General features: G+C 60.0%; 27 protein-coding genes. 13 read left to right on the top strand and 14 right to left on the bottom strand.

Annotated elements, in window-relative coordinates:
* Positions 1–31: 31 nt before the first annotated feature.
* From B9Z37_RS02650 to B9Z37_RS02620, 7 genes are all read left to right on the top strand, one after another.
* Complete coding sequence (locus B9Z37_RS02650) at positions 32–841, top strand: FadR/GntR family transcriptional regulator (RefSeq protein ID WP_108311470.1); 810 nt, start codon at positions 32–34, stop codon at positions 839–841.
* Entirely contained in the window at positions 825–1,376 is a 552-nt protein-coding gene (locus B9Z37_RS02645; protein ID WP_167394300.1) for a TRAP transporter small permease, read from the top strand. Before B9Z37_RS02650 ends, B9Z37_RS02645 begins: the two co-directional genes overlap by 17 nt.
* Positions 1,373–2,671 carry a TRAP transporter large permease subunit gene (locus B9Z37_RS02640; RefSeq protein WP_108311469.1) on the top strand — a complete coding sequence of 433 codons (1,299 nt, stop codon included), beginning with the start codon at positions 1,373–1,375 and terminating at the stop codon, positions 2,669–2,671. The genes B9Z37_RS02645 and B9Z37_RS02640 overlap by 4 nt, the downstream gene beginning before the upstream one ends.
* Before the next feature lie 37 nt (positions 2,672–2,708).
* On the top strand, positions 2,709–3,716 hold the full coding sequence (locus tag B9Z37_RS02635) for a TRAP transporter substrate-binding protein (protein WP_108311873.1): 1,008 nt from the start codon (positions 2,709–2,711) through the stop codon (positions 3,714–3,716).
* Positions 3,717–3,782: 66 nt separating this feature from the next.
* Positions 3,783–4,976 (top strand): mandelate racemase/muconate lactonizing enzyme family protein, encoded by a 1,194-nt coding sequence (locus B9Z37_RS02630; protein WP_108311468.1) that lies wholly within the window; start codon positions 3,783–3,785, stop codon positions 4,974–4,976.
* Positions 4,977–5,017: 41 nt separating this feature from the next.
* A complete protein-coding gene (locus tag B9Z37_RS02625; RefSeq protein ID WP_108311467.1) occupies positions 5,018–5,800 on the top strand; it encodes an SDR family oxidoreductase in 783 nt (260 codons plus the stop codon).
* A 35-nt stretch (positions 5,801–5,835) separates the two neighbouring features.
* Positions 5,836–7,083: an enolase C-terminal domain-like protein gene (locus tag B9Z37_RS02620; protein ID WP_108311466.1), complete on the top strand. Its 1,248-nt coding sequence runs from the start codon at positions 5,836–5,838 to the stop codon at positions 7,081–7,083.
* A gap of 37 nt (positions 7,084–7,120) precedes the next feature.
* On the opposite strand, the gene gndA is transcribed toward B9Z37_RS02620, so the two are convergent.
* The 10 genes from gndA to B9Z37_RS02570 are packed head-to-tail and all read right to left on the bottom strand — an operon-like array spanning position 7,121 to position 15,948.
* Positions 7,121–8,530 (bottom strand): NADP-dependent phosphogluconate dehydrogenase, encoded by a 1,410-nt coding sequence (gene gndA / locus B9Z37_RS02615; RefSeq protein ID WP_108311465.1) that lies wholly within the window; start codon positions 8,528–8,530, stop codon positions 7,121–7,123.
* A gap of 8 nt (positions 8,531–8,538) precedes the next feature.
* Positions 8,539–9,288, bottom strand: coding sequence for an SDR family oxidoreductase (locus B9Z37_RS02610; protein WP_108311464.1), 750 nt, complete (start codon positions 9,286–9,288; stop codon positions 8,539–8,541).
* Positions 9,289–9,336: 48 nt separating this feature from the next.
* Positions 9,337–10,383 (bottom strand): L-idonate 5-dehydrogenase, encoded by a 1,047-nt coding sequence (locus B9Z37_RS02605; protein WP_108311463.1) that lies wholly within the window; start codon positions 10,381–10,383, stop codon positions 9,337–9,339.
* Between the two features lie 42 nt (positions 10,384–10,425).
* Positions 10,426–11,208: an SDR family oxidoreductase gene (locus B9Z37_RS02600; RefSeq protein ID WP_108311462.1), complete on the bottom strand. Its 783-nt coding sequence runs from the start codon at positions 11,206–11,208 to the stop codon at positions 10,426–10,428.
* The gene (locus B9Z37_RS02595) at positions 11,190–12,473 is read right to left on the bottom strand and encodes a TRAP transporter large permease subunit (RefSeq protein WP_108311461.1); all 1,284 of its coding nucleotides are present in this window, start codon (positions 12,471–12,473) and stop codon (positions 11,190–11,192) included. Before B9Z37_RS02595 ends, B9Z37_RS02600 begins: the two co-directional genes overlap by 19 nt.
* Positions 12,470–13,009 (bottom strand): TRAP transporter small permease, encoded by a 540-nt coding sequence (locus B9Z37_RS02590; protein ID WP_108311460.1) that lies wholly within the window; start codon positions 13,007–13,009, stop codon positions 12,470–12,472. The genes B9Z37_RS02595 and B9Z37_RS02590 overlap by 4 nt, the downstream gene beginning before the upstream one ends.
* Positions 13,010–13,063: 54 nt before the next feature.
* Positions 13,064–14,038 carry a TRAP transporter substrate-binding protein gene (locus B9Z37_RS02585; RefSeq protein WP_108311459.1) on the bottom strand — a complete coding sequence of 325 codons (975 nt, stop codon included), beginning with the start codon at positions 14,036–14,038 and terminating at the stop codon, positions 13,064–13,066.
* Positions 14,039–14,077: 39 nt separating this feature from the next.
* Complete coding sequence (locus tag B9Z37_RS02580; RefSeq protein WP_108311458.1) at positions 14,078–14,416, bottom strand: hypothetical protein; 339 nt, start codon at positions 14,414–14,416, stop codon at positions 14,078–14,080.
* 19 nt (positions 14,417–14,435) lie between these two features.
* On the bottom strand, positions 14,436–14,972 hold the full coding sequence (locus tag B9Z37_RS02575) for a gluconokinase (RefSeq protein ID WP_108311457.1): 537 nt from the start codon (positions 14,970–14,972) through the stop codon (positions 14,436–14,438).
* A 16-nt stretch (positions 14,973–14,988) separates the two neighbouring features.
* Complete coding sequence (locus B9Z37_RS02570; protein ID WP_108311456.1) at positions 14,989–15,948, bottom strand: 2-hydroxyacid dehydrogenase; 960 nt, start codon at positions 15,946–15,948, stop codon at positions 14,989–14,991.
* A gap of 188 nt (positions 15,949–16,136) precedes the next feature.
* On the opposite strand from B9Z37_RS02570, the gene gntR reads away from it, so the two are divergent.
* Complete coding sequence (gntR, locus tag B9Z37_RS02565; protein WP_407067212.1) at positions 16,137–17,180, top strand: HTH-type transcriptional regulator GntR; 1,044 nt, start codon at positions 16,137–16,139, stop codon at positions 17,178–17,180.
* A gap of 36 nt (positions 17,181–17,216) precedes the next feature.
* On the opposite strand, the gene B9Z37_RS02560 is transcribed toward gntR, so the two are convergent.
* Complete coding sequence (locus B9Z37_RS02560) at positions 17,217–18,206, bottom strand: 2-hydroxyacid dehydrogenase (protein ID WP_167394299.1); 990 nt, start codon at positions 18,204–18,206, stop codon at positions 17,217–17,219.
* Between the two features lie 135 nt (positions 18,207–18,341).
* Here B9Z37_RS02560 and B9Z37_RS02555 point away from each other — a divergent pair, with 135 nt between their 5' ends.
* On the top strand, positions 18,342–18,725 hold the full coding sequence (locus B9Z37_RS02555) for a cupin domain-containing protein (protein ID WP_108311870.1): 384 nt from the start codon (positions 18,342–18,344) through the stop codon (positions 18,723–18,725).
* 63 nt (positions 18,726–18,788) lie between these two features.
* Here B9Z37_RS02555 and B9Z37_RS02550 read toward each other — a convergent pair whose 3' ends face one another.
* Entirely contained in the window at positions 18,789–20,630 is a 1,842-nt protein-coding gene (locus tag B9Z37_RS02550) for a DEAD/DEAH box helicase (protein WP_108311455.1), read from the bottom strand.
* Between the two features lie 315 nt (positions 20,631–20,945).
* Between B9Z37_RS02550 and B9Z37_RS02545 the strand changes: the two genes are divergently transcribed.
* From B9Z37_RS02545 to ettA, 3 genes are all read left to right on the top strand, one after another.
* Positions 20,946–21,944 (top strand): Bug family tripartite tricarboxylate transporter substrate binding protein, encoded by a 999-nt coding sequence (locus B9Z37_RS02545; protein WP_240606596.1) that lies wholly within the window; start codon positions 20,946–20,948, stop codon positions 21,942–21,944.
* 79 nt (positions 21,945–22,023) lie between these two features.
* Complete coding sequence (locus B9Z37_RS02540; RefSeq protein ID WP_240606595.1) at positions 22,024–23,091, top strand: 3'-5' exonuclease; 1,068 nt, start codon at positions 22,024–22,026, stop codon at positions 23,089–23,091.
* Positions 23,092–23,228: 137 nt separating this feature from the next.
* The gene (gene ettA, locus B9Z37_RS02535; RefSeq protein ID WP_108311454.1) at positions 23,229–24,890 is read left to right on the top strand and encodes an energy-dependent translational throttle protein EttA; all 1,662 of its coding nucleotides are present in this window, start codon (positions 23,229–23,231) and stop codon (positions 24,888–24,890) included.
* A 97-nt stretch (positions 24,891–24,987) separates the two neighbouring features.
* Here the strand turns inward: ettA and B9Z37_RS02530 are convergent, their stop codons facing one another.
* Positions 24,988–25,266: a hypothetical protein gene (locus B9Z37_RS02530; RefSeq protein WP_108311867.1), complete on the bottom strand. Its 279-nt coding sequence runs from the start codon at positions 25,264–25,266 to the stop codon at positions 24,988–24,990.
* Between the two features lie 109 nt (positions 25,267–25,375).
* On the opposite strand from B9Z37_RS02530, the gene B9Z37_RS02525 reads away from it, so the two are divergent.
* Positions 25,376–26,095: a pseudouridine synthase gene (locus B9Z37_RS02525; RefSeq protein WP_108311866.1), complete on the top strand. Its 720-nt coding sequence runs from the start codon at positions 25,376–25,378 to the stop codon at positions 26,093–26,095.
* Positions 26,096–26,111: 16 nt separating this feature from the next.
* Here B9Z37_RS02525 and B9Z37_RS02520 read toward each other — a convergent pair whose 3' ends face one another.
* The gene (locus B9Z37_RS02520) at positions 26,112–26,918 is read right to left on the bottom strand and encodes an alpha/beta fold hydrolase (RefSeq protein ID WP_240606594.1); all 807 of its coding nucleotides are present in this window, start codon (positions 26,916–26,918) and stop codon (positions 26,112–26,114) included.
* Between the last annotated feature and the right edge of the window lie 30 nt (positions 26,919–26,948).

Raw genomic sequence — 26,948 nt, 5'->3', positions numbered from 1 at the left:
CATATGATTGCCGAAATTCAATTTTCGTCACATGGTCAAAAACGTTCACGGTCATACATTGGATATTCTCGGTCAGTCAATTTTGGCTGGGCGGTATGCCGTGGGTGCCAGTTTGCCGCCCGAACCGTTGCTGTGCGAGGAATTCGGCGTCAGCAGGACGGTGGTGCGCGAGGCCATCAAGTCTTTGGTGGCCAAGGGCTTGTTGTTCACCGGCCCCAAGGTGGGCACGCGTGTCTTGCCTGATGCCCATTGGAACTGGTTTGACCCCGATGTGGTGGCCTGGCAGGCGCAGTGCGGGTTGACACCCGAGTTTTTGAAAGACCTGCAAGAGCTGCGCCGTGTGGTGGAGCCCGCTGCGGTACGCTTGGCGGCTGAGCGGGCCACAGCCGATGACATTGCCCAGATTGAAGAAGCCTACGCCGGGATGAAAAAGGCGGTGGAAGAGGGGGGCGATTACGTCACCTACGACATGCGCTTTCACCAGGGCTTGTTGCAGGCATCGCACAACCGCATGCTGATCCAGATGAGCAAGGCGCTCAATGCCTTGTTGCGCACCAGTTTTGAAATTTCCACGCGCATCAAGGATGGCACCAAAAATTCCTTGCCACTGCACCGTGCCGTGCTCAACGCGGTGATTTCCCATGAGCCGGCCAAGGCAGAGCGCGCCATCATGGTCTTGATCGAGGGGGCCAGCGAGGACATTGACCAGGTTTTGGCGTCGCGCAAAAAACTGCCCGTGGTGTCCGGGCGTCCAACGCCGATCAAGACGCAGCCCAAGCCCAGAGCCACGTCCAAATTATCTGTCCGTACAAAGGGAGTGTCACTTGCAAAAACTCATTGATTATTTTTTCAAACTGCTCGAATTTCTGGTGGTGGCTTGCCTGGTGGCCATGGTGGTCATGGTGTTTGGCAATGTGGTACTGCGTTACGGGTTCAACTCGGGCATCGATATTTCAGACGAAATGTCACGTTACTGCTTCATCTGGTTGACCTACATCGGTGCCATGGTGGCCATGCGCGATAAGGGGCATTTGGGTGTTGACACCCTGGTGTTGCGCCTGTCCTTGAATGGCAAGAAACTGTGCTATTTCCTGAGCGAAGTGATGATGTTGGGCTGCAATCTCTTGTTCTTGCTGGGCACCTGGAAAATGCATGAACTGCAGGTCACCAATGTCTCGACGGTCGTGGGCATTTCCATGATCTGGGTTTACGGGATTGGCTATGTCGTCGGTTTTGTGATGTCGGTGATGAATGTGAACCAGCTTTACAAACTGTTGACGGGCCAGCTCAAAGAAGAGGATCTGATCATGGTGGTCGAGTCCGAGGATGTTGTGGACCTCAACGCCAAGACCCCTGACAGCAGGAGCCACGCATGACCATCGCGATTTTTGTATTCAGTCTGTTGGGAGCCATGGCCTTGGGCATGCCCATTGCCTATTCCTTGTTGGTGTGTGGTTTGTCCTTGATGGCTTATTTGGCCGGAACCGGTGTGCTTCCGGCTTTTGACAGCCAGATTCTGGCGCAGCGCTTTGTCGATGGCGCAGACAACTTTCCCTTGTTGGCGGTGCCATTCTTCCTGTTGGCAGGCGAATTCATGAATGCCGGTGGCTTGAGCCGTCGCATCGTGAATCTGGCCATGGCCTGGGTTGGTCATTTTCGCGGTGGTTTGGGTTATGTCGCGGTCATGGCAGCCATCATCATGGCCTCCTTGTCGGGTTCGGCGGTGGCCGATACCGCGGCTCTGGCGGCCTTGTTGATTCCGATGATGCGTGCGGCCGGTTACGACGTCGGCCGCTCAGCCGGTCTGATCGCGGCAGGGGGCATCATCGCGCCGGTGATTCCGCCTTCTATTGGCTTCATCATTTTTGGTGTGGCGGCCAACGTCTCGATCACCAAGTTGTTCTTGGCAGGCATCGTGCCCGGCGTGATGATGGGCATCGCGATTGGTCTGGCCTGGTGGTGGGTGGCCAAACGCGATGGTGTAAAACCGGGCCCCCGCATGAACATGCGTGAACGGTGGACCGCTACCCGAGAAGGCACTTTGGCACTGGGCCTGCCCGTGTTCATCATTGGCGGCATGAAGTTCGGCGTGTTCACGCCTACCGAGGCGGCTGTGGTGGCTGCGGTCTACAGCTTTGCTGTCGGCGCATTTGTTTACCGTGAATTGCAGTGGACCAAGCTTTACGGTTTGATCTTGATGGCAGGCAAGACCACGGCCGTGATCATGTTCCTGGTGGCAGCGGCCATGGTCAGTGCCTGGTTGATCACCGTGGCCAACATTCCTGCTGAAGTGGCCAAACTCATGGAGCCCTTCATGGACAACAAGATGTTGCTGATGGTCATCCTGATGTTGTTGGTGGTCGTGGTGGGCACGGCGCTGGACTTTACCCCCACGGTGTTGATCCTCACGCCTGTGCTGATGCCGCTGGTCAAGCAAGCGGGCATTGATCCGGTGTATTTCGGTGTGCTGTTCATCATGAACAACGCCATTGGCCTCATCACGCCGCCTGTGGGCACCGTGCTCAATGTGGTTTGCGGCGTGGCCCGCATCAACATGGACACGGCATTCAAGGGCGTCATGCCTTTCTTGCTGGCACAGCTGGCTGTACTGGCAGTGCTGATCGCTTTCCCCCCCATCGTCTTGGTCCCACTCAAGTGGATGCTGAGCTGATTTTCAACCCTGTGCTTTATCAATGAAGGAGACAACCATGTTCAAACGCAGAAATCTGGTGACACTGATCGCCGGCACTTTGATGGTCGCAACCGGTGCCATGGCACAGTTTGCAGATCGCAACATCAAATTCACCAACGGCATCAACGAAGACCACCCCGTCGGCGTGGGCGTTCGCAAGATGCAAGAAATTCTGGCGGCCAAAACCGGTGGCAAGATGAAAATCTCGTCTTTCTGGGGTGGCTCTGCTGGCGGCGACATGCAAGCCATCCAAGCCTTGCGTGCGGGCACTCAGGAGATGGTTTGCGCCTCGACTTCACCCATCGTGGGCATCGTCAAGGAACTGGGTGTTTTTGACTTGCCCTTCCTGTTTGCCAATGAAAAAGAAGCCGACGCGGTTCTGGACGGTGCTGCGGGCAAGTATTTCAACGCCAAACTCGAAGCGGTAGGTCTCGTCAATTTGTCTTATTGGGAAAACGGTTTTCGCAACCTGACCAACAGCAAGCGCCCTGTGGCCAAGCTGGAAGATTTTGACGGCGTGAAAGTGCGCGTCATGCAAAACAACATCTTCTTGGACACGTTCAAGACCTTGGGCTCCAACGCTGTGCCCATGGCTTTCCCGGAAGTCTTCACGGCACTCGAAACCAAAACCATCGACGGCCAGGAAAACCCTTTCGTGACCATTGAAACATCCAAGTTCAATGAGGTGCAAAAGTACCTGAGCGTCACGCGCCATGCTTACACCCCGTTTGTGGTGCTGTACAGCAAAAAACTCTGGGATCAACTGAACCCACAAGAGCAAGCGCTCTTGCGTGAAGCGGCCATGGAAGGTCAGAAAGTTCAGCGCGCCGCCAACCGTGCGATGAGCGACAAGTCGCTCGCAGCCCTGAAAGCCAAAGGCATGCAGATCAACGAAGTAAGCGCAGCAGAGCAAACGCGCATTCGCGCCAAAGTCAACGCGGTGTATGACAAGCACAAGGACTCGATCGGTCCCGACGCCATCAAGGTCGTGCAAGACGAGCTGAAAAAAGCACGCGGCGGTTAATGCCTTGCGTCAAGCCCCACAGTCACAAGCTGTGGGGCTTTTTTAATGTCTGAAATTTGATTTGCCATGAAAATCACGCAACTCGAAACCATCCGCCTGGAAGAATTTCCCAACATCATCTGGGTGCGATTGCACACCGACGAAGGACTGGTGGGGCTGGGCGAAACCTTCATGGGCGCGCAGGCGGTCGAGGCCTATCTGCACGAATGGGTGGCCCCCAAGCTGATCGGCCAAGACCCGCTCGCCATCGAGTCTCGTCTGCGCGACATCACGGGTTATCTGGGCTGGCGTGGGTCCGGCGTCGAAACGCGTGGCAACTCGGCGGTGGACATTGCGTTGTGGGACATTTTTGGCAAGGCCGCAGGCATGCCGGTGTATACGGCGCTGGGCGGCAAGAGCCGCGACGAGATCCGGGTCTACAACACCTGCGCGGGCTACCAATATATCCGCAGCAACGTCAACCAGACCAGCAGCAACTGGGGGCTGGGCAACAGCGCCGGGCCTTACGAAGATCTGCAAGGCTTTTTGCACCGCGCCGACGAGGTGGCCGAGTCGCTGCTGTCTGAAGGCATTACCGGCATGAAGATCTGGCCCTTTGACATGGCCGCTGAAAAATCGCATGGCCAGTACATCAGTCCGCAAGACCTGAACACCGCACTCGAGCCCTTTCGCAAGATCCGAAATGCGGTGGGCGACAAGATGGACATCATGGTCGAATTTCACAGCCTGTGGCGGCTGCCCATGGCGCAAAAGATTTCACGCGCCTTGCAAGAGTTCGACACTTTCTGGCACGAAGACGCGATCCGCATGGACAGCCTGGACCTGCTCAAGCAGTACGCCGTGGACTGCAAGGCGCTGATCTGTGCGAGCGAAACGCTCAGCTACAAATGGGGTTTCAAGGATTACCTGCAAACCGGCGTGGCTGGCGTGGCCATGCTGGATCTGAGCTGGTGCGGGGGCCTGACCGAAGCACGCAAGATCGCGGCCATGGCCGACGCCTGGCAATTGCCCGTGGCCCCGCACGACTGCACGGGGCCGGTGGTCTGGGCTGCGTCCACGCACTTGTCGCTGCACGCGCCCAATGCCTTGATTCAGGAGAGCGTGCGCGCCTTCTACTCCGGCTGGTACAAGGAACTGGTGACCGAATTGCCGCAGGTGAAGAACGGCATGATCAGCCTGAACGAAAAGCCGGGCCTGGGCCTGGAGCTGCTGCCCGATTTGCACAAGCGGGCCGATGCGGTGGTGCGCGTGAGCCGGTGAACCGCATTGATTTTTCTTCTTCTTTAAACGTCTGATCCACCATGACACAAGCCCAAGCCACATCTTTGTTTGACCTCCGTGGTCGCACTGCCCTGATCACGGGCTCGACACGCGGCATTGGCCTGGCCCTGGCGCAAGGTCTGGCCGAATCGGGTGCAAGCGTCATCCTCAACAGCCGTCAGACCGCTGCTGTGGACGCGGCCGTGGCCCAGCTGCAGGCGCTGGGCTTGAATGCGCAGGGCGCCGCCTTCGATGTGGCCGATCAGGCTTCGGTCGAAGCGGCTTTTGCAGGATTTGACCGTGCGGGCCTGGTCATTGACATCTTGATCAACAACGCGGGCATCCAGCACCGCCAACCCATGCTGGATGTCTCGCTGGACGATTGGAACCGTGTCATCAACACCAACCTCACGGCAGCTTTTTTGGTGGGGCGTGCCGCGGCGCGCCGCATGATTGACCAGGGCACCGGCGGCAAGATCATCAACATCGGCTCGCTCACCAGCGAAGCCGCACGCGCCACGGTGGCACCCTATACGGTGGCCAAAGGGGGCATCAAGATGCTGTCCAAAGCCATGGCGGCCGAGTGGGCGCAGCACAACATCCAGGCCAACTCGATTGGCCCCGGCTACATCCTGACCGACATGAACGAAGCGCTGGTCAATAACCCCTCGTTTGACGCCTGGGTCAAAAGCAGCAACCCGGCGCAGCGCTGGGGCCGCCCCGATGAACTCGTGGGTACCGCCATTTACCTGGCTTCGGGCGCATCCAACTATGTCAATGGCCAGATCATCTATGTCGATGGCGGCTGGTTGTCGGTGCTCTGATTTCCTTGCAACGCATTTCATCGCAGACAGATTTCATGAGCACCCTGATCACCGACGTCAAAGTCATCCTGACCGCCCCTGAAGGCATCAACCTGCTGGTGGTCAAAGTCGAAACCAACCAGCCTGGCCTGTATGGCTTGGGCTGCGGCACATTTGCCTACCGTCATCTGGCGGTCAAATGCCTGATTGAAGAGTACCTGCGGCCTCTGGTCGTGGGGCGCGATGTGCATGCCATCGAAGAGATCTGGCAGCTGATGCACCAGAACGCTTACTGGCGCAACGGCCCCATCGAGAACAACGCGATCTCGGGCATCGACATGGCCTTGTGGGACATCAAGGGCAAGCTGGCCAACATGCCGCTGTACCAGCTGTTGGGCGGCAAGGTGCGCGAAGCCGTGCCGATCTACCGCCACGCCGACGGCAAGGATTTGAGCGAGCTGTGCGACAACATCCAGAAGTACCGTGAGCAGGGCATCACGCACATCCGCTGCCAAAGCGGTGGTTATGGCGGTGGTGGCTACGGTGCAGCACCGGCCCACGCTCCGAGCCATGCGCCGGACGGGGTGTACCTCGATGCGCGCAAGTACATGCGCGAAACCGTCAAGATGTTTGACGGCATCCGCAGCCGCGTGGGTTTTGATGTGGAGCTGTGCCACGACGTGCACGAACGCCTCAAGCCCATCGACGCGATTCGCTTTGCGCAGGCGCTGGAGCCGTTTGATTTGTTCTTTCTGGAAGACGCCATTCCGCTCGAAGAAGGTGAATGGATTCGTCAGTTGCGCGATAAGACCAATATCCCATTGGCGCAGGGTGAGTTGTTCAACCACCCCTTTGAATGGCGCAATCTGATCGCCGAGCGGCTGATCGATTTCATCCGCGTGCACCTGAGCCAGGTGGGCGGCATCACCCCCGCACGCAAGCTGCAGCAGTTTGCCGAGCAGTATGGCGTGCACACCGCCTGGCACGGTCCGGGCGACATGTCGCCACTGGCCCATGCGGCCAACATCCACATCGATCTGGCGTCGCGCAACTTTGGGGTGCAGGAATGGTCGGGCACCGAGCCGCCGAACTTTGTCATCCAGGAACTCAAAGGGCCGCGTGAGGCCCTGCTGGATGTGTTTCCCGGTTTACCGCAATTCAAGCAGGGCTATGTGTATGCCAACGACTTGCCCGGCCTGGGTGTCGACATCGACGAGCACATGGCTGCGCTGTACCCTTGTGAAAGTGGTGTCACGACTTGGACTCAGACGCGCTTGGCGGACGGGACATTGCAAACGCCCTGAAGCCGGTGATTGTTGGGCTACACCTGGCGTCAGACGTTCAGTCGATCCAGCGCGTGTGGAATTTCCCCGGGCGATCTACCCGCTGGTAAGTGTGAGCCCCAAAGTAGTCGCGTTGCGCCTGCAGCAAGTTGGCAGGCAAGCGGGCCGAGCGGTAGGCGTCGTAGTAGCAGAGGGCGCTCATGAACGAGGGCACCGCCACGCCATGCAAGGCCCCCATCGCCACGACTTCTCTCAGGTCTTGTTGGCAGCGTGCCATCACGCCCGAAAAGTGGCTGTCCATCAACAGGTTGTCCAAATGGGGCGAGCGTTCGTACGCGCTTCGGATGTCTTCAAGCAAGTGCGCGCGAATGATGCAACCTGCTCGCCAGACCGATGCCACTGTGCCCATGGGCAGTGCCCATTGGTGTTCTTGATCTGCGGCTTTGAGCAGGCTAAAGCCTTGGGCATAAGCGCAAATCTTGGCGGCCAGCAAGGCTTTCTGAATGCTGCCCAGCACCGTTTTCCGGTCACCCGCGGTCGGGGCAATGGGCCCGGCCAACACCTTGGATGCTTTGACGCGTTCGGGCTGCAAGGCACTGATGGTGCGTGCGAACACGGCATTGACAATCGTGGGCGCGGTCACGCCCAGGTCGAGTGCGACCTGACTGGCCCATTTGCCCGTGCCTTTTTGTTCGGCGGTGTCGAGGATCAGGTTCACCAGTGCGTCGCCCGTTTCGGGGTCGGTGTGCGCCAGGATGTCGGCCGTGATGCCCATCAGGTAGCTGCTGAGTTCGCCTTGGTTCCACTCGCGGAACACCGCACTCATCTCGGCCGGGCTCATGCCCAGCAAGTTATGCATCAGCCAATAGGCTTCACAGATGGTTTGCATGTCGGCGTATTCAATGCCGTTGTGCACCATCTTCACAAAGTGGCCCGAGCCACCGGGACCCATCCATTCGCAGCAGGGCTGGCCGTCTTCTGCTTGGGCTGAAATGGCTTGCAGCATGGGCTTGAGCAGCGGCCACGCTTGTGTCGACCCACCCGGCATCAGTGCAGGGCCGCGCAGTGCACCTTCTTCACCACCGCTGACACCCGCACCCACAAACAAAATGCCGGTGCCCTCCAGCGACTGGATTCGGCGCTGTGTGTCTGTGTAGAGCGTGTTGCCACCGTCCATCACCACGTCGCCAGGGCTCAGCAGTGGGCGCAACTCGGCCAACACGGCATCGACCGCAGCGCCTGCAGGCACCATCAGCCACACGCAACGCGGCTGTTGCAGGCTGTTCACCAGTTCGGCCAGTGACTGGACTGCTTGTGCATTCAGGCCTTGTGTGCGCTGGCCAAAGCTGTCGCGTTTGCCTGAATCCAGGTCAAAGCCACTGACAGAAAAACCATTGCGCTCCAGATTGAGCGCCAGGTTTTCACCCATGACGCCCAGGCCCACCAGGCCGATGTCCATCTTCTGCATAGGCTGATTTATCCCCGACCCACAAACGGCATGTTGGTGGCCATCACGGTGGTGAACAAGATGTTGGCAGACAGTGGTAAGCGAGACATGCTCAGGAAAGTCTCGACCACGGCCGACATGTCCATGCGCGGTTCGGCCTTGATGGTGCCATCGGCTTGGGGCACACCTTTGGCCATTTTTTCGGTCATGTCGGAAGCCACGTTGCCAATGTCGATTTGGCCGACAGCGATGCTGAAAGCCCGGCCGTCCAGCGAGGCCGCACGGGTCAGGCCCGAAATGGCGTGCTTGGTGGCGGTGTAGGCGATGGACCCGTAGCGCGGCACATGGGCCGAGATGGAGCCGTTGTTGATGATGCGGCCGCCTTGCGGGCTTTGCTCTTGCATCAGCTTGAAGGCGTGCGACAGGCAGTAGAAGGCACCGTTCAGGTTCACGTCCACCATGCGGCGCCAGTCATCACCTGACACGTCGCCGGGCAGGGTGGTGGGCAGCGAGATGCCCGCGTTGTTGAACAGCAAATCGAGGCGACCGAACTCGGCGCGGACCTTGTCGAACAGGGCCTTGACCTGTTCTTCGTTGGACACGTCGGCAGGCATGGCCACGCCGTTGGCCGCGTTGGCACCGGCTTTGGCGATGGTTTCCTGCAAAGCTTCGGCACGGCGGCCGACCAGCACCACATGCCAGCCTTCTTGGAGCAAACCGAGTGCGCAGGCTTGGCCAATGCCGGAGCTTGCGCCTGTGACGAGTGCAACTTTTTTCATCAGGATGTCTTTCAGGATTTCAGGATTCGGAAGAGGCGTGAAGGTTGATCAAGCCACAGCGTCGGCAAAGGCGATTTGCACTTTGAGCGACTGGCTCTTGTCGGCCGCCAGATCGAAGGCTTCAATGGCGCGGTCCACAGGCAAGATGCCGGTGATGACCGGTTTGCCGTTGACCAAACCTTCGTTCAAAAAGCGCACGGCGGTGGCAAATTCGGCATGGAAGCGGAAGGTGCCGCGCATGTCGACTTCCTTGGCCACGATCTGCGTCATGGGCAGGCTGATGTCGCCGCCCATGCCCACCGTGATCAGCACACCGCGTGGTGCGATGGTGTCCAGGCCTACGCGCAAGGCCGCTTCGCTGCCCGAGGCTTCAAAGACGGCGTCAAACTGGCCTTTGTCCACTTTGTATTGATCCAGTGCTTCGGCCTGGGTCTTGAGGTTGATGATCTCGTCCGCGCCCATCTCTTTGGCGCATTTCAGGGGCAAGTCGGCGATGTCGGCCGCCACGATGCGGGCAGCACCGGCACGGCGCAAGGCACCGATCAAGAGCGAGCCAATCGGGCCGCAACCGGTCACCAGCACCTGCTTGCCCAACACGCTGCCTGCGCGCTGGATGGCGTGCAGGCCGACAGACAGGGGCTCGGCCAAAGCGGCTTCAGACAGGCTCAGGTGGTCGGCAATCGGGTGGGCTTGGTAGCCCTCGATGATCAATTGTTCAGAGAACGCGCCCTGGATGTGCGGGAAGGGCATGGCGCTGCCGTAAAAACGCATGTTCAGGCAGTGGTTGTGTTGCCCCGCCTGGCAAAAGCGGCAGTGGCCGCAAGGGCGCGAGGGCGAGATGGCGATGCGCTGACCTTTTTTGACGCCGGTCACCGCAGCGCCGAAACCATCCACCACACCTGAAATCTCGTGACCCAGGGCGATGGGTTGTTTGATGCGCACCGTGCCAAAGCCGCCATGCTGGTAGTAATGCAGGTCGGAGCCGCAAATGCCGCCAAAGGCCACATTCACACGCAACTGGTGTTCGCCCAAAGCGGGCAGTTCGGTGTTTTCAACACGCAGGTCTTTGGCCGAGTGGCAGACAACGGATTTCATGGCGGTTTCTTTGAAAAGTAAGGGGTAAATCTTAGAGGGTGCTCAGAGCGTGGCAGTCACGCCACCATCGACATACAGGATATGGCCGTTCACAAAGCGTGAAGCGTCCGAGGCCAAAAAGACCGCAGCACCACCCAGGTCTTGAACATCGCCCCAGCGGCGGCTGGGCGTGCGGCCAACCAGCCAGCTGCTGAAAGTGGGGTCGTCCACCAGTTTCTGGTTCAGTTCGGTCTTGAAGTAGCCCGGGCCAATGCCGTTGACGTTGATGCCGAACTGGCCCCAGTCGATCGCCATGCCTTTGGTGAGCATCTTCACCGCGCCTTTGGTGGCGGTGTAGGGCGCAATGCCGGGGCGGCCCAGCTCGCTTTGCACCGAGCAGATGTTGATGATCTTGCCGCGCCCACGCGGGATCATTTTTTTGGCCACCGCCTGGCCCACGAAATACACGCTGTCCAGGTTGGTTTTCATGATGGTGTGCCAGTCGCTGTCCTGGTACTCGTGCAGCGGACCGCGAATCTGCATGCCTGCGTTGTTGATCAGGATGTCAATCGGGCCTTCGGTTTCGATTTTTTCCACGGCTGCGCGCACGCTCTCGGCATCGGTCACGTCGAACACCGAGGTGCTGACGGACAGGCCTTGCGACTTCAGTGTCAGCGCGGCGGCATCCACTTTGCTGGCCGTGCGGCCATTCAGGATGACATGGGCTCCCGCTTGCGCCAACGCCTCGGCCAAAGCCAGGCCAATGCCTGCCGATGAGCCTGTGATCAGGGCGCGGCGGCCCGTGAGTTGGAAAGTGTCGAGGACGTTCATTTCATCAGCAACCATTTGAGGGGCATCATCACCAGGCTTGGGAACGCAATCAGCGCGCCCATGACCACCACCTGGGACAACAGGAAAGGCATGACGCCACGGATGACGTCGTGCATCGGGATGCGGCCCACACCGCAGACCACGTTGAGCACCGTGCCCACGGGCGGGGTCAGCAAACCGATGGCGTTGTTGATGATGAACAACACGCCAAAGTAAACCGGGTCAATGCCCGCTTCGCGCACCAGGGGCATCAGCACGGGCGTGAGGATCAGCACGGTGGGCGCGAAGTCGAGGGCCGTGCCCACGATCATCACCAGCAGCATCAGCATGACCATCAGCAAAGTCTGGTTGTCGATGAAGGGGCGCAGGATTTCAACGATTTGGGCCGGAATATTGGCCACCGTGATGAGCCAAGCCGACACCAAAGCCGCAGCCACCAGGAACATCACTACCGAAGAGGTTTTGGCTGCCGCCAAAATGATCCCGTAGAGGTCTTTCACCTTGATCTCGCGGTAAATGAACAAGCCCACCACCAGTGAATACACCACCGCCACCACGGCCGCCTCGGTGGGCGTGAAGATGCCCATCTTCATGCCACCGATGATGGTGATGGCCAGCAGATAAGACCAGAACGCGTTGATGGTCACGGTGATGCGTTTTTTGAACGGCACCTTTTCAGCCACCACCACTTTGTCTTTGCGTGCAACGACCCACCAGGTCACGATCAAAGCCAGTCCCATCAAAATGCCGGGGAAGATGCCGGCCATGAAGAGCTTGGAAATCGACACGCCGCCGATCACACCAAACAAAATGAAACCAATAGAGGGGGGAATCACGGGCGCGATGATGCCGCCCGCTGCAATCAGACCCGCAGAGCGGTCCATGCGGTAACCCGCATCGCGCATCATGGGCATCAGCACCGCCGCCAGCGCCGCGGTGTCGGCCACAGCCGAGCCGGACAAACTGGCCATGACGATGGCGGCAAAGACCGCCACATAGCCCAAGCCGCCGCGAAAGTGACCGACCCAGACCATGGCCGAATTGACAATGCGTCGGCTCATGCCGCCTGCGTTCATCAGTTCACCCGCCAGCATGAAAAAGGGCACGGCCATCAGCGGAAAGTTGTCGGCACCATTGATCAGGTTTTGCGACACGATTTGGGTGTCGAAGTTGTCCAGATGCAGCATCAGGGCCACACCTGAAACGATCAGGGAAAAAGCCAGAGGCATGCCCAGTGCCATGGCACCCAGCAAGGAAACGATGAAAACAAGAACGGTCATTTGGTGGCCTCGCCGGTGTGCGCTGTGACGACTTCTTCAGAGTCCTGAACCTGGATCAGGTCGGCCTCGTTGAAGTTGCCTTTGGCCAGCTGAACCAGCTTGCCGATGATCATCAAGCCCATGGCCACGCTGGTGATGTAGCCGACGCCGTACACCCAGCTCATGGGGATTTCGGTCACGGCCGAGCGCGTGCTGGCGTTGATGCTGTATTGTTTGAGGGTGCCGTAAAACATCAGTGCGCAGCAACCGAGCATCAGCACGTTGGACACGGCAAAAGCTATTTTTTTACCGCTCAGACTGAGTTTGCGCACGATCGAGTCCAGGCCCAGATGGCCGTTTTCACGCATCGTGACGATGGCGCCCAGGAAGGTGATCCAGATGAACAAAAATCGCGACAACTCTTCCGAACTGATGATGCCGTCGTTGAAGCCGTAGCGCAAAACCACGTTACCGAACACCATGATGACCATGGTCGACAACATGATGACCAGCGTGAACTCCGCCAGTCGAAAGAAAAGGTCGTTGATTTTTTTCATACATTCATCAAAAAAAGCCCCCTCCGAAGAGGGGGCGTGATCTCACTCAAGCCATCACTTGGTGTCTTCGATGGCCTTGAGCAGTGCGGGGCCGTTTTTCTCACCAAAGGTCTTGGCGATTTCGGCCGAAACGATCTTCTGGAACGGGGCCATGTCCACGTTCTCGATCACTTGCATGCCGGACTTTTTCAGCTCGGCAATCACCTTGCCCGCATTGGCCGCGTTCAGATTGCGCTGGTGGGTGGCCGCTTCACGCGCGGCATCCACTACGATTTTTTGGTAGTTGGCTGGCAGCGTGTCGAACTTGGCCTTGTTCATGGCCACCACCAGGGGCGAATAAACGTGGTTGCTCACCGTCAGGTGTTTTTGCACTTCGTAGAACTTGGACGACCAGGTCACGTTGATCGGGTGCTCTTGCGCGTCAAAGGTGCCGGTTTCCAAGGCGGTGTACAGCTCTGCAATCGGCATGGGCGAGGGGTTCATGCCCAGCAGCTTGAAAGCTTGGATGTGGTACGGGTTGGGGGTGGAACGGATCTTCAAGCCCTTCAGATCGTCAGGCTTGTTGACAGGGCGCTTGTTGTTGGTGAAGGCGCGCCAGCCGTTTTCCCAATAGGCCAGGCCTTTGAGGCCGTGTGGGGCCAACTCGTTGAGCACGCCCGTGCCCACAGCACCGTCGAGCACGTTGTAGGCGTGCTGCGCACTGCGAAACACAAAGGGCAATTCCATCGCGGCCGTGTTGGGCACGATGCCGTTGAAGTTGGACGCACCGCTGGAGACGATGTCGATCGTGCCGCCGCGTGTGCCGTTGATCATGGCGGCGTCATTGCCCAGCTGGTTGGCCGGGAAGATGGTGATTTCGACATCGCCGTTGGTGCGTTGTTTGACCAGCTCGGCCAGCTTCATGGCGGCGGCGTGCTGGCCATCGGTGGTGTTCACCGCGTGGCCCATTTTCAGGTTGAACTTGGCGGCGTAAGCGCTGGAGCCGACGGCAGCCACGAGGCAGGCGAGAAGGATGCGGGAAAGTTTCATGGTGTTGTCTCCTGGTTAAAAAAGGTCTGTCGAAAAAACTCAATCGGTGGGCAGCGCGTATTCGTCCGCGCTGAAGACGGTGTGAAACACGTTGCCATCGAACATGGCGATCAGGTCTTTGGATACTTCGCGGCTTTCCATACGCACGGCCGAGGCCAAAGCGATTTCGATGGATTCGCGGCTGGGGTAGCGCACCGACAGCACCATGCCAAAGTGCGGGTCTGCCACATCACTCTCGACTTGGCGCAGCACGCGCACCTCTTGCGCGCCGGGAAAGCGTGTCCACAAAGGGACGAGTTTTTCGCGGATGTAGCGGTTGAACGCGTCTTCCATACCGGGTTTGACGTTGCCTTGGAAGAATGCACAGCGGATGAACATGAGGGAGCTTTCTAAAAAATCAGAGGGCAGGGTGCAGAGGCGAAGACGTTCTTGCCTGCAAGGCAGCCAACGCCTTCGCGACCATGTCCTGCACCGGTTCGGTGATGGGCAAGCAGATGACATCGGTTTCATCAGCCTGGGGTTTTTCGAGGGTGCGAAACTGGCTGTCGAGCAAGCCGGGCTGCATGTAGTGGCCCACGCGCTGGTGCATGCGTTTTTGAATCAGCTCAAAGTCACCGTCGAGGAAGACAAAACACACATCGCCTGCTTGTTCGCGGATGCGGTCGCGGTAAGCACGCTTGAGCGCCGAGCAAGCCACCACGCGGCCTTGCGCATGAGGCTGCGACAGGTATTCGCCAATGCGGTCCAGCCAGGGCCAACGGTCGGCGTCTTGCAAGGCGATGCCTGAACGCATTTTGGCCACGCTCTCTGGCAGGTGCAGGTCATCGCCATCGACCATGTCCAAACCCAGGCGTTCGCCCAGCGCTGCAGCCATGGTCGACTTGCCGCAACCGGACACACCCATGACGATGAGGCTCAAAGGCGAGGGGTTCATGAGGGCTCGCAAGCTGTCACTTCAGCAAGGCCGCGCACTCGGGCACGGGCGTGCGCAGGGGCTGACCTGATGTGCCCGCCTGCATGTTGGCAAAAGCCAGGTCGGCCATGGCTTGGCGTGTCTCGGTGGTGGCGCTGGCCATGTGCGGCGTCAGCACCACGTTGCTCAGTGTCCACAGCGCTTCGGGCACGTTGGGCTCGTTGGCGAACACGTCCAGGCCTGCGCCTGCGATGGTGCCGCTTTGCAAGGCGGCGATCAGCGCCTCTTCATCGACCACACTGCCACGCGCCACATTGATCAAAAAGCCACGAGCGCCCAGCGCCTTGAGCACCTCGGCGTTGATCAGGTGCTTGGTGCCCGCGCCGCCGGGCGTGATGACCACCAGAAAATCCACATTCGCAGCCAACTCGGCTGCCGATGGAAAGAACTTGAAACCCGAATCGGCTTTTTCGGAGCGGGCGGTGTAGGCGATCGACATGCCAAAGCCGCTGGCGCGCTGGGCAATGGCCTTGCCAATGCGGCCCAAGCCCACAATGCCCAGACGGGCACCTGAGACTTTGCGGCCCAATGCCATGGGGCCTGAGGGCCATTGGCCTGCGCGCACAAATTTGTCCGCTTGGGGAATGGTGCGGCCCACCGACAGCACCAGGCCCATGGCCAGATCGGCCACATCGTCGGTCAGCACATCGGGGGTGTGGGTGACAGGAATGCCGTGCTCGATGGCCGCGGCCACATCCACACCGTCATAGCCCACACCAAACACCGACACTACTTTGGCGTTGCTTACTTGCGCCAGCAAGCTGCGCGGCACGCTGGCCTCGCCCGTGCCCGCCACGCCCACGATGCGGGGGGCCAAGGCGGCAAATGCCGCCGGGTCGGTGATGTGGGTGCGGTCGTGCACGGTGTAAACCGACTCCAAGGCTTTCAGATAGAAAGGGTGGAGTTTGGCAACGGCCAAGACATCGGGTTTGGACAAATCAAAACTCCTGGAACGGGTATTCTTGGATAGCGCTGTCCAAGAGGGCTAAAAAAAACAGAATCACGGATGGTGTCATTATGAAAACGTATTTATAAAATACCCTTCAAGTGAACCATCTTGGTTCCCAACTTTGGGATAGCGCTATCCTATCGGAGCCGATTGGCCATTTTTCTACGGATTAACCCTTGCCCATCCAGCCTTTGCCCAACAAAAGTCACCGTGCAACGGGTCGCGTCACGCTCAGTGACGTGGCGCGTGCCGCAGGCGTTAGCCCCAGCACCGTGTCGCGTGCCTTGCGTGGCGAACGGGCGGTGGATCCCGCCTTGATCGAGCGGGTCACAGCGGTGTCGCGCATGCTGGGTTATGTGCCAGATCCGGCTGCACGGGCGCTGGCTTCGCAGCGCAGTGACCACGTGGCGATATTGATTCCACTGCTGTCCAACGCCTTGTTTGTGGACTTGCTGGATGCCGCGCAAACCACCTTGCGCGCTGCGGGGTACCAAACCCTGATGGGCGTGACCCATTACGACGCCAGCGAAGAAGAGCAGTTGCTGCGTGAGCAATTGCTGCACCGCCCGGCTGGTTTGTTGGTCACGGGGCTGGACCATAACCCGGCGACCCGCAAGTTGATGGCGAGCAGCCAGGTGCCTTGTGTTCACTTGATGGATTTGCCTGCAATCGGGCAACACGACGAGGCCCATTGCGTGGGCTTTCGCCAGACCGACGCGGGTGCGGCCATGACCCGTCACTTGTTGTCCAAGGGTTACCGGCGCATTGCGTTCGCTGCCGCCCAACTCGACCCGCGTGTCATGCAGCGTCTGTATGGCTGGCGCAATGCCTTGCAAGAGGCCGGACTGTACGAGCCGACACTCGAATGGCTCAACCCTGCGCCATCGTCTTTGGCTTTGGGCGGTGTTTTGTTTGAGCAAATCATGCAGCAAAGCCCCTCTGTGGATGCCATATTTTTTTGCAATGACGACTTGGCACAAGGGGCTTTGATGGCCGCTTTGCGCCTCGGCATCGCGGTGCCAAGCCAAGTGGCCATTGCCGGTTTCAACGATTTAACGGGCAGTGACCAGATGCTGCCCACGCTGACCTCGGTGCGCACGCCACGCGCCCGGATTGGGGAGGCCGCAGCGCAAATGCTGCTGACGCTCATGCGAGGCGAGGAGCCGAGCAGCCCTCAGCTTGACCTGAGCTTTGAAATCGTCCAGCGTCAAAGCACTTGATGCTGTGCGAGTGAGCCCCTGCTCGCGAATGTGTGTTCAGCGCGGCCCGTGCAACACGTTGATCAGTGCTTCACCTCGGCTCAGACGGCCGATGTTTTCGGCCAATGTTTCTTGACGGCGTCGCACAGTGCCAGACGTCCAGCCCGACATGTGCGGTGTCATCAGCACGTTGTCCAGCGCCGCAAAGTCGTATTGCGATGGTGCGCATTCGGCTTGCGTGGGTGTGGGGTATTGGTACCAGGTGTCGATGACCGCGCCGCCAATTTGGCGTGAAGCCAACGCATCGTAGAGCGCTTTTTCTTCGATCACAGCACCACGCCCCACGTTCATCAGCACCGCATCGGCTCGCATGGCGGCGATCGCGCGCGCATCCACCAGGCCTTGTGTGTTGTCGGTCAGCGGCAAGCTCACCACCACGGCGTCGGCCGAGCCCATGAACTCGTGCAGGGCGTCGAGGGTCCAGCTTTGGTCAACGGTGGGGTGTTGAATGGGGCTGCGGTTGGCCACATGCACCCGCATGCCCATGGCTTTGGCGCGCAGTGCCACGGTTTGGGCAATGTGCCCAAATCCCAGCAGGCCAATCGTTTGGGAGCCCAGCTCGGTGCGCAAGGCGGTGGGGCGACCAGCCCAGTAAGTCCAGCGTTGTCGGCGCAAGTCCTGGTCGGCGCGTGCCAGCGGCACATGGCGCATGAGCAGTGCGGCGATCACGTATTCGGCGATGGCGTTTTCGTGGCCAAAGCAATTGGCCAGCGTGCACTGCGCTGGCAGCAAGGTGGTGTTGACCGCATCGGTGCCTGCGGCAGGGGCGTGAAACAGCCGGGCTTGGCTCGGGACAGGCATGCTGTCGTTCAGTTTGATGCCGATCACCACGTCGGCGGTTTCGTAATGCGCACGCTCACCCGCTTGGTCGAGCGCATCGCTCAGGTCGAGGATTTGGTGCTCAGGTGCGACGAGCTGTTCAAAGCCTTGGCGAAAATTGGCGGCGTTCTGGCCGTGGAAAACGATTTTCATGGAGGCGATGGTCATGTTGTCTCGAATCGGTTGTGTTGGTGTGTTTGGTTTGATCTGCGCGTCACTATGCCAGAAGCGACGTGCGGTTTTGGGCACCTGCGACAGCTCAGCGACAATCGGGCATTCTTCTTTTTTGCGAGACACATGGCCATGACGCAGCTGAAAAAAGTCATTCTCTTCACCGACACCGATGGCCGAGCACGCTTTCGCGATGAGTTTGTGCCCTTGACCGAAGGCACGCCCCAAAGCCAGTTGTCCGCTCTGATGGCCGCAACCGGTTGCCAGTTGCGCCAGAGCCCTGTGGGTTTTCGCAGCACGTTTCATTGCTCAAGCAACCCGCAATGGCTGTTTGTGCTGGGTGGGCAGATGGAGATCTTTTTGCAAGACGGCAGCTCGCGCATCTTTGGGCCAGGTGCGTTTTTCTATTCGGCCGACACCTTGCCCGAAGGCGCCACGTTTGACGCTGCTGTGCACGGGCACTGGAGCCGACAGGTCGGCCCCGATCCACTGGTGACCCTGTTCGTGCGCGACTGAGACTCGCGCAGACAAAAAAAGAGCCCGCATGTGCGGGCTCTTGTCCTTGTGCGTCAGTGGGGTTCAGCGACCGAAGCCTCGGCCACCACCGCCGTTACCGCCACGGTTGCCACCGCCGTAACCACCACCGCCACCGCCGCCGCCATGGCGGCGACCGCCGCTGGCCAAGCTGTCGATGCTGGTGCGGGTCGGGTCAGGTTGACCGCTGGTGCGCACGGGCTTGCGGTTGGGCAAGTCCAAGCGCGCAAACTGTGTGGTCTTCAAAGGGTCGATGTGGCGTGGCAATTCATCGCCATCGTTGCGGCGGCGGTCTTGACCGCCTTGACCACCACGGCCTGGACCACGGCCCTCTGGGCGTGGACCACGCGGTGCGGGACGGCCTTGGCCATCACCGCGGTTGTCAAAACGCGGGTCGCCGCGTTGCTCTTGACCGCGACCGCCGTCACGGTTGCCACCTTCACGGCGACCATCGCCCTGGCCTTCAAAGCGCGGTGCGCCCTGCGGGCCATTGCGGCGTGACGGAGGAGGGCCATTGCGCGATGGACGGGCAGGGCCTTGACCTTCGCCGCGTGCTTGGCGTGGACCACCACCACCGCCACCGCCACCGCCACCGACGGCGACTTTGTTGTCACGGATGCGTTGCATCATGTCCTGGCGTGCGGCTTTGGCAGCTGCTGCCATCACATCACGGCTCGGCGGCTTGCCTGCACCGCCCCACAGGGTCTGGCGACCCATGGCGATGGGCTCGGCCACTTCGCCTGGCTCGGGGCCAAAGCCTTCGAGCAATTGGACTGGAATCTCTTGCTTGGTGAAGCGCTCGATGTCCATCATGAAGCCTTCTTCGTCCAAACAGACCAGGCTCACGGCCTCGCCGCTGGCACCCGCGCGTCCTGTGCGGCCAATGCGGTGCACATAGTCTTCCGACACGTTCGGGATCTCAAAGTTCACGACGTGTGGCAAGTCTTCGATGTCGATGCCGCGTGCCGCAATGTCGGTGGCCACCAAAGCGCGGATCTCGCCGCTCTTGAAGCCGGCCAAGGCTTGTGTGCGGGCGGTTTGGCTCTTGTTGCCGTGCAGGGCCATGGCTTTGACGCCATTTTTGGTCAAGAAGTCGGCCACATTGTTGGCGCCAAACTTGGTGCGGGTGAACACCAGCACTTGGCTCCAGTCGTGTTTCTGGATGATGTGCAGCAGTACGTCTTTTTTCTTGCTGCGGCCCACAGGGTGGATCACTTGCGTGATGCGCTGCACTGTGGTGTTGCTGGGCGTGACCTGGATGCTCTGAGGATTCTTGAGCAGGTTGCCCGCCAATTCGCGGATCTCGTCGCTGAAGGTGGCCGAGAACAGCAAGCTCTGCTTTTCTTTGGGCACCAAGGCCAGCACTTTTTTCACGTCGTGGATGAAGCCCATGTCCAGCATGCGGTCGGCTTCGTCGAGCACCAAAATTTCGATGCTGGACAAGTCCAGGAAGCCTTGGCCTTGCAAGTCGAGCAGACGGCCGGGCGTGGCCACCAGAATGTCCACGCCTTTTTTGATTTTGCTGATTTGCGGGTTCATGCCCACGCCACCAAAGATCACGGTGGAGTCGAGCTTGAGGTATTTGCCGTAATCGCGCACCGACTCTTCGACCTGAGCGGCCAATTCGCGGGTGGGGGTGAGCACCAAAGCGCGGATGGCTTTGCCGCCAAAACGGTTTTGGCCCGCTTCGCTCAGGCTCAGCTTGTGCAGCAAAGGCAAGGTGAAGGCGGCGGTTTTGCCCGTGCCGGTTTGTGCACCAGCCAGCAAGTCTTGCCCAGCCAGGACGGCGGGGATGGCTTGTGCCTGAATGGGCGTGGGGTTCTCGTAGCCGAGTTCACGCACCGCTTGCATGATGGCCGGAGCCAGGTTCAATTCTTCAAAGTTCATTTTTTCAGAGCGCCATGTCCGGCGCGGGTATCGGCTCATTCAACTGCTGTTGGCAGTTACCAGTGTGGGCCGATAGGTCTTAAGGTGGGCATGGAAACCGCAGGCGCTTGTTTTGAGCGTTGCCTGGGTCAGGCCCCAGCAGAAGTGCTGATGCTGGGGCAACTGGAGGCCTCAGCGAGACGCATTGTCGCACAAAGCAGAAAAAGCCCTGCGGATGTCCCGCACAGGTCAGCCCATGGGTTCAAACCCCAATGCCCCAAAAGACATGGCAGCCCTAGACTGCGTGGCATCTACAAACCGCTCACACGCATGACCATGAAACGCTTTTCTGACCGTCGCTCCTTTCTTCAAACTGCCGCAGTGGCCGCCACCACCGTGGCCAGCAGCAGCCCTCTGGTCAGCGTCTGGGCACAAACCAAGTGGCCTGCCAAACCCATCCGGATCATTGTGGCTTTCCCGCCCGGCGGCCTGACCGACGCCTTGGCCCGCAGCTACGGCGACCACCTCGCCGCCAAGCTGGGTGTGCCGGTGGTCATCGACAACAAGCCCGGTGCTGGCGCCATCATCGGCATTGACGCAGCGGCCAAATCGCCAGCCGATGGTTACACCTTGGTCATGAGCACCTCAGGCACCTTCTGGCAAAACCGCATTCTGTATTCCAAGCTGCCTTACAACCTCGACAAAGACCTGACCCCGGTCACCGTGTTCCCTTCGGGGCCGTTGGTGGTGGGCATCAACGACAAAATTCCGGCCACCAACATGGCCGAATTTGTGGCCTGGGCCAAGAAAAACCCGACCTCGATGGGCACTTACGCGCCGGGTTCTTACCCGCACATGGTGGCCGACCAAACCAACCGCATCCACGGCACCAAAATCCAGTCGGTGCATTACCGGGGCGAAGCTCCCATGTGGCTCGATGTGGCTTCGGGCCAATCGCAAATTGCCGTGGGCAGCTTCCTGGCCTTCAATGCCGTGGCCAGCCGAGGCGTGCGTGCCATCGGCGTGACCGGCAGCTACCGCTCCCCCAAACTGCCCAACGTGCCCACCCTCATGGAGCAAGGCGACACCGCCAAGCTCGTCACGTTGGAAGGTGGCTTGCCCCTGGTGGCTCCGTCTGGCACACCCGAAGCCGTGCTCAAACTCCTGGCCGATGAAGCCGTGGCCTGGTCCAACACCGACAAAGCGGCCAAATTGCGCGAGACCTTCGCCATCCCCAACAAGCCCAAAAACCTGGCTGGCACCCGCAAAGACTGGGAAGGCGAAGTGCCCGTGTGGATCAAGTTGGCGGTGGACTTGGGCATCAAGCTCGACTGAAACCTGCGCTTTGGCATCTGCCTCATTCTTGTTTGATCCTGGGTCTGCGGACCCTGAAGTCGCGGTTTAATCTCGGCTTATGAGCAAAACAGACCAGATGAGTTTTTTCGGCTTCGAGCCCGAAGCGGCCGAAAAACCGGCCAAACCCGCCAAAGCTTCAAAGCTTGCCAGCCCTCCATCCACGGCGGTGATGCCTGCCGAGGCCGTTGCGGTGGCGCCTGTGGCTGCGCCCTTGGTGGCGCAGGCCAGCGACCCCGAGGCCATGGCCCAAGTGCTGGCGCAACACCCCGACTTTCGGGTGTTGCGCCGTTTGCAGCCGGTCACGGACTATGGCGGGTTGCAGGGCCAGGCCACCCAGCGCGTGATCGTGCTCGACACCGAGACCACCGGGCTGGACAGCAAGAGCGAAAAAGTCATCGAGCTGGCCATGTTGTCGGTGCTGGTGGATGCCGCCACCGGTTTGCCGGTGGGGCCCGTGTCGATTTACGAATCGTTTGAAGACCCGGGTAAGCCGATTCCCGCGCAGATCACCGAGATCACCGGCATTGACGACAGCATGGTGCAGGGCCAACGCATCGACGACGCGGCCGTGAACGCCTTGGTGCAAGAGGCCGATTTGGTCGTGGCGCACAACGCCGGGTTTGACCGGCCGTTTGTCGAGGCGCGTTGGCCTGTGTTTGCGGGCAAGGCTTGGGGCTGTTCGTTTCAGGGCATCGACTGGAAAAAAGAAGGCAGCGGCTCGGCCAAGCTGGAGTTTTTGGCGTCGGAGCGCGGCTGGTTTTATGACGCCCACCGGGCGCAGGTGGACTGCCATGCGCTCTTGCAGGTGTTGGCTTCGCCGCTGGCCGATGGGCAAAGCGGGCTGGCACGGTTGCTGACCGGGGCCGATCAGACGCGCTACAAGTTGCGTGCCACAGGGGCACCGTTTGAAGCCAAAGACAAGCTCAAGGCACGCGGCTACCGTTGGGACGGCGAAGGCCGGGTTTGGTGGTGCAGTTTGGGCTCTGACGCTTTGCTGGACGCCGAGTGCGCTTGGCTGCGTGCAGAGGTCTATGGCCAGCGCAGCGCCCGGGTGCAACTGGAGGCGATGGACAGCCGGGTGCAGTTTTCCAGCCGTTCGGGCGCTTTGAGCGAGCGTTCGGTTTGATTTTTGCCGGCCCGGTCCGACAAGCTGGGATAATGCCGGGTTGCACACGCCGCGCCTGATTCCATCAGCAGGCTTGCGGCGCAGAGCGGGCACCCTTGGGGTGCAAGGTCTCTGCCTACTTTTATTCAGGGTGATACATGGCTCAATACGTATTTTCGATGAACCGGGTCGGCAAGATCGTGCCGCCCAAACGTCAGATTCTCAAAGACATTTCCTTGTCTTTCTTCCCCGGTGCCAAGATCGGCGTGCTGGGCACCAACGGCTCGGGCAAGTCCACTTTGCTCAAGATCATGGCCGGCATCGACAAAGAGATCGAAGGCGAAGCCATCCCCATGGCGGGCCTGAAGATCGGCTACCTGCCACAAGAGCCTCAGCTCGACCCCACCGAAACCGTGCGTCAGTCGGTTGAAAATGGCATGGGCGAGATCAAAGCCGCGCAAACCCGCTTGGAAGAGGTGTATGCCGCCTATGCCGAAGAAGACGCCGACTTTGACGCGCTGGCTGCTGAGCAGGCCCAACTCGAAGCGATCATTGCCACTGCAGGCGATGCTTCTGACCACCAACTCGAAATCGCCGCCGACGCGCTGCGCCTGCCCCCATGGGACGCCGTGATCGGCAACCTGTCGGGCGGTGAAAAACGCCGTGTGGCGCTGTGCCGCTTGCTGCTCTCGCGCCCCGACATGCTGCTGCTCGACGAACCCACCAACCACTTGGACGCCGAATCGGTGGACTGGCTGGAGCAGTTCCTGTCGCGTTTCTCGGGCACCGTGGTGGCCATCACCCACGACCGCTACTTCCTGGACAACGCTGCCGAGTGGATTTTGGAACTCGACCGTGGTCACGGCATCCCCTACAAGGGCAACTACTCCACTTGGCTAGAGCAAAAAGAAGCCCGTCTGGAGCAGGAGCAGCGCACCGAAGACGCCCGCACCAAGGCCATGAAGAAGGAACTGGAGTGGGCCCGCGCCAACCCCAAGGGCCGTCAGGCCAAGAGCAAGGCCCGTCTGGCCCGCTTTGAAGAACTGAGCGACTACGAATACCAGCAGCGCAACGAAACCCAGGAAATTTTCATTCCTGTGGCCGAGCGTCTGGGCAATGAAGTGTTCGAGTTCACGAACGTCAGCAAGTCCTTTGGCGACCGCATGCTGATCGACAACCTGAGCTTCAAGGTGCCTGCGGGCGCCATCGTCGGCATCATCGGCCCCAACGGTGCCGGTAAGTCGACCCTGTTCAAGCTGATCTCGGGCCGCGAGCAGCCCGACAGCGGTGAAGTCAAGATCGGCCAGACCGTGAAGATGGCCTTTGTGGACCAGAACCGCGACGACCTGGACAACAACAAAACCGTGTGGGAAGACGTCTCGGGCGGCCTCGACATCATCAACGTGGGCAAGTTCCAGATGGCCAGCCGTGCGTATTGCGGCCGCTTCAACTTCAACGGGGGCGACCAGCAAAAGAAGGTCGGCATGCTGTCGGGCGGTGAGCGCGGACGTTTGCACTTGGCCAAAACGCTGATCGAAGGCGGCAACGTGCTGCTGCTGGACGAACCCTCGAACGACTTGGACGTGGAAACCTTGCGTGCGCTGGAAGACGCGCTGCTGGAGTTTGCCGGTTCGGTCATGGTCATCAGCCACGACCGCTGGTTCCTGGACCGTATTGCCACCCACATCCTGGCCGCCGAAGGCGACAGTCAGTGGGTGTTCTTTGACGGCAACTACCAGGAATACGAAGCCGACAAGAAAAAGCGTCTGGGCGAAGAGGGCGCCAAGCCCAAGCGCGTGCGTTTCAAGGCTTTGAAGTAATTCAGCCGCTTTGCACAACACAACGGGCCCTTCGGGGCCCGTTGTCGTTGCTGGGGTTGCTGCAGCGGCGTACCCCGCGCGCTGTGCCGCAAAACGCTCAGGGCGTGGTCAGTTTGTCCCGTGCCTTGCCTGCCCACAGTTGCAGGTTGTCAAACAAGCCTTGTTGACTGAAAGAGCAGCTTTCGCCGCTGAACAGGGCGCTGGCCTCGATGCGGTCGAGCAAGTCGGCCAGCACCACGCCGAACTTCTCGGGCAAGGGCAGCGTCGCTGCGCCGTGACGCCACAGTTGGATCATGTCGTTTTGGCGCAATTCGCCTCGCGTGCAGGCGTCAAGCGCGGCGGTCATGCGGCTCAAGGTGTCAAGGTCGGTGCTCATGGCCCATGGGTCTCCTGCAAGGCTCGATGCAAGGGCGGTGGACGCCTGCTTGGGCGGGCGGGTTTCGAGGCGACAATCATGCCCCATGAAAGCCAAATCTCTCAAACCCATGCGCCTGGAAGACATCTTGTTCAGTCAGGGCTTTGGCACCCGCCGGGTGTGTGCCGGGCTGGTCCAGCAAGGCTATGTGCAAGTCAAGGGCGAAACCATCACCGATTCGGGTGAGTTTTTCGAACTCGAAGACCTGCACTTCAACGTGCAAGGCACCGAATGGCCGTTCAAGGAACACGCCTACGTGCTGCTGAACAAGCCTGCAGGCACCGAGTGTTCGCAAAAGCCATCGACCTGGCCGAGCATTTACACACTGCTGCCGGCACCCTTGCGCCAGCGTCCGCAAAAAGCGGCGGTGCAGGGGGTGCAGGCGGTGGGTCGACTGGACCAGGACACCACGGGTTTGCTGCTGCTGACCGACGACGGCAAGTTCATCCACAAGATGAGTTCGCCCAAACACCATGTGCCCAAAGTTTATGAAGTGACCACCAAGCACCCCATCACGCCCGACATGGTGGACAAGTTGCTCAGTGGCGTGGTGCTGGACGACGACCCCAAACCCGTCAAGGCCGCCGCCTGCGAGGCATTGGGCGAGTTGCACTTGAGGTTGACCCTGACCGAAGGCAAATACCACCAGGTCAAGCGCATGCTGGCCGCCGTGGGCAACCGGGTGGAGGCCCTGCACCGCTCACAAATCGGTGGCTTGGTCTTGGATGATTTGGCCCCCGGCCAGTGGCGTTGGTTGACCGATGCCGACCTGGCTTTGCTCAAGCCCTGAGCTTGAGGGGCAGGTCTTACAGACTGCTCATGAATGCCTGCAACGCTTGTCCCACCGCTTCGGGTTGATCTCGTTGGGGTGAGTGCCCGCAGCCGGGCAGTTTGAGCAGCTTGGCTTGTGGCACAGCCACGGCAATGTCATCGATCTGCGCCATCGTGCCGTAGGGGTCGGCGTCCCCCTGAATGGCGAGCAAGGGCGCTGAAATTCCGGTCAGCTCAGGCCGGATGTCAAACGTGCGGAAGGCCTCGCTCAGCCACACATCGTTCCATTGCCAAAAGGCACAGTCCACATCAGCGTGGTAGGGGGCCAGACGCTGGCGCAGGGGTCCGTTTTCGTAGGCGCTGCGGGCCGCCGTGATGGCTTGCACCGAGATGTCTTCGACCATGACGTGCGGCGCCATCACCACACAGCCGGCTACCTCAAAGCGGCTGGCATGGAGCAGGGCGATGGTGCCGCCGTCTGAATGGCCCAGCAACACGGGGCGTGAAATGCCCAAGGCCTGCAGCAAGCTGGGCAACACCACCAGCGCTTCGTGGTGCATGTAATCGGGCAGCAGACGCCCCATGCGCTTCCCGTTCAATGCGCTGGACGGGCCACGCACATCGGGCAAGGCGTCCGATTGGCCGTAGCCCCGGCGTGAATAAACCAAGCCCGCGCAGCCCAGCCGCTCGCAAATTTGCGCGGGCCAGTCGCGCCACATGGCCACGCTGCCCAGGCCTTCATGCAAAAAAACCAAGGTGGGCCAGGTGCTGTTGACGGCGGCGGGAATCTTCATGACCTCCAAGGCGACGCCTTGCAGGTTGATTTTCGTAGGGGGCTTCATGTGCATCTGGGTTCCTTTGGTGCTCCGATT

Origin of the sequence: Limnohabitans parvus II-B4, from assembly GCF_003063455.1 — a bacterium.
Classification (GTDB): Bacteria; Pseudomonadota; Gammaproteobacteria; order Burkholderiales; family Burkholderiaceae_C; genus Limnohabitans_A; species Limnohabitans_A parvus.
This window is presented reverse-complemented; position numbering and strand designations above follow the sequence as displayed.

Excerpts from the sequence above, each read along its gene's own strand:
- B9Z37_RS02630 (WP_108311468.1), top strand. The coding sequence starts at position 3,783 with ATGAAAATCACGCAACTCGAAACCATCCGCCTGGAAGAATTTCCCAAC.
- B9Z37_RS02650 (WP_108311470.1), top strand. The coding sequence starts at position 32 with ATGGTCAAAAACGTTCACGGTCATACATTGGATATTCTCGGTCAGTCA.
- B9Z37_RS02590 (WP_108311460.1), bottom strand. The coding sequence starts at position 13,009 with ATGAAAAAAATCAACGACCTTTTCTTTCGACTGGCGGAGTTCACGCTG.
- B9Z37_RS02560 (WP_167394299.1), bottom strand. The coding sequence starts at position 18,206 with ATGACCATCGCCTCCATGAAAATCGTTTTCCACGGCCAGAACGCCGCC.
- B9Z37_RS02545 (WP_240606596.1), top strand. The coding sequence starts at position 20,946 with ATGAAACGCTTTTCTGACCGTCGCTCCTTTCTTCAAACTGCCGCAGTG.
- B9Z37_RS02585 (WP_108311459.1), bottom strand. The coding sequence starts at position 14,038 with ATGAAACTTTCCCGCATCCTTCTCGCCTGCCTCGTGGCTGCCGTCGGC.
- B9Z37_RS02605 (WP_108311463.1), bottom strand. The coding sequence starts at position 10,383 with ATGAAATCCGTTGTCTGCCACTCGGCCAAAGACCTGCGTGTTGAAAAC.
- B9Z37_RS02635 (WP_108311873.1), top strand. The coding sequence starts at position 2,709 with ATGTTCAAACGCAGAAATCTGGTGACACTGATCGCCGGCACTTTGATG.
- gndA (WP_108311465.1), bottom strand. The coding sequence starts at position 8,530 with ATGCAGAAGATGGACATCGGCCTGGTGGGCCTGGGCGTCATGGGTGAA.
- B9Z37_RS02620 (WP_108311466.1), top strand. The coding sequence starts at position 5,836 with ATGAGCACCCTGATCACCGACGTCAAAGTCATCCTGACCGCCCCTGAA.
- B9Z37_RS02525 (WP_108311866.1), top strand. The coding sequence starts at position 25,376 with ATGCGCCTGGAAGACATCTTGTTCAGTCAGGGCTTTGGCACCCGCCGG.
- B9Z37_RS02600 (WP_108311462.1), bottom strand. The coding sequence starts at position 11,208 with ATGGTTGCTGATGAAATGAACGTCCTCGACACTTTCCAACTCACGGGC.
- B9Z37_RS02595 (WP_108311461.1), bottom strand. The coding sequence starts at position 12,473 with ATGACCGTTCTTGTTTTCATCGTTTCCTTGCTGGGTGCCATGGCACTG.
- B9Z37_RS02540 (WP_240606595.1), top strand. The coding sequence starts at position 22,024 with ATGAGCAAAACAGACCAGATGAGTTTTTTCGGCTTCGAGCCCGAAGCG.
- B9Z37_RS02520 (WP_240606594.1), bottom strand. The coding sequence starts at position 26,918 with ATGAAGCCCCCTACGAAAATCAACCTGCAAGGCGTCGCCTTGGAGGTC.
- B9Z37_RS02625 (WP_108311467.1), top strand. The coding sequence starts at position 5,018 with ATGACACAAGCCCAAGCCACATCTTTGTTTGACCTCCGTGGTCGCACT.
- B9Z37_RS02550 (WP_108311455.1), bottom strand. The coding sequence starts at position 20,630 with ATGAACTTTGAAGAATTGAACCTGGCTCCGGCCATCATGCAAGCGGTG.
- B9Z37_RS02555 (WP_108311870.1), top strand. The coding sequence starts at position 18,342 with ATGACGCAGCTGAAAAAAGTCATTCTCTTCACCGACACCGATGGCCGA.
- B9Z37_RS02580 (WP_108311458.1), bottom strand. The coding sequence starts at position 14,416 with ATGTTCATCCGCTGTGCATTCTTCCAAGGCAACGTCAAACCCGGTATG.
- B9Z37_RS02530 (WP_108311867.1), bottom strand. The coding sequence starts at position 25,266 with ATGAGCACCGACCTTGACACCTTGAGCCGCATGACCGCCGCGCTTGAC.
- B9Z37_RS02610 (WP_108311464.1), bottom strand. The coding sequence starts at position 9,288 with ATGAAAAAAGTTGCACTCGTCACAGGCGCAAGCTCCGGCATTGGCCAA.
- B9Z37_RS02640 (WP_108311469.1), top strand. The coding sequence starts at position 1,373 with ATGACCATCGCGATTTTTGTATTCAGTCTGTTGGGAGCCATGGCCTTG.
- ettA (WP_108311454.1), top strand. The coding sequence starts at position 23,229 with ATGGCTCAATACGTATTTTCGATGAACCGGGTCGGCAAGATCGTGCCG.
- B9Z37_RS02575 (WP_108311457.1), bottom strand. The coding sequence starts at position 14,972 with ATGAACCCCTCGCCTTTGAGCCTCATCGTCATGGGTGTGTCCGGTTGC.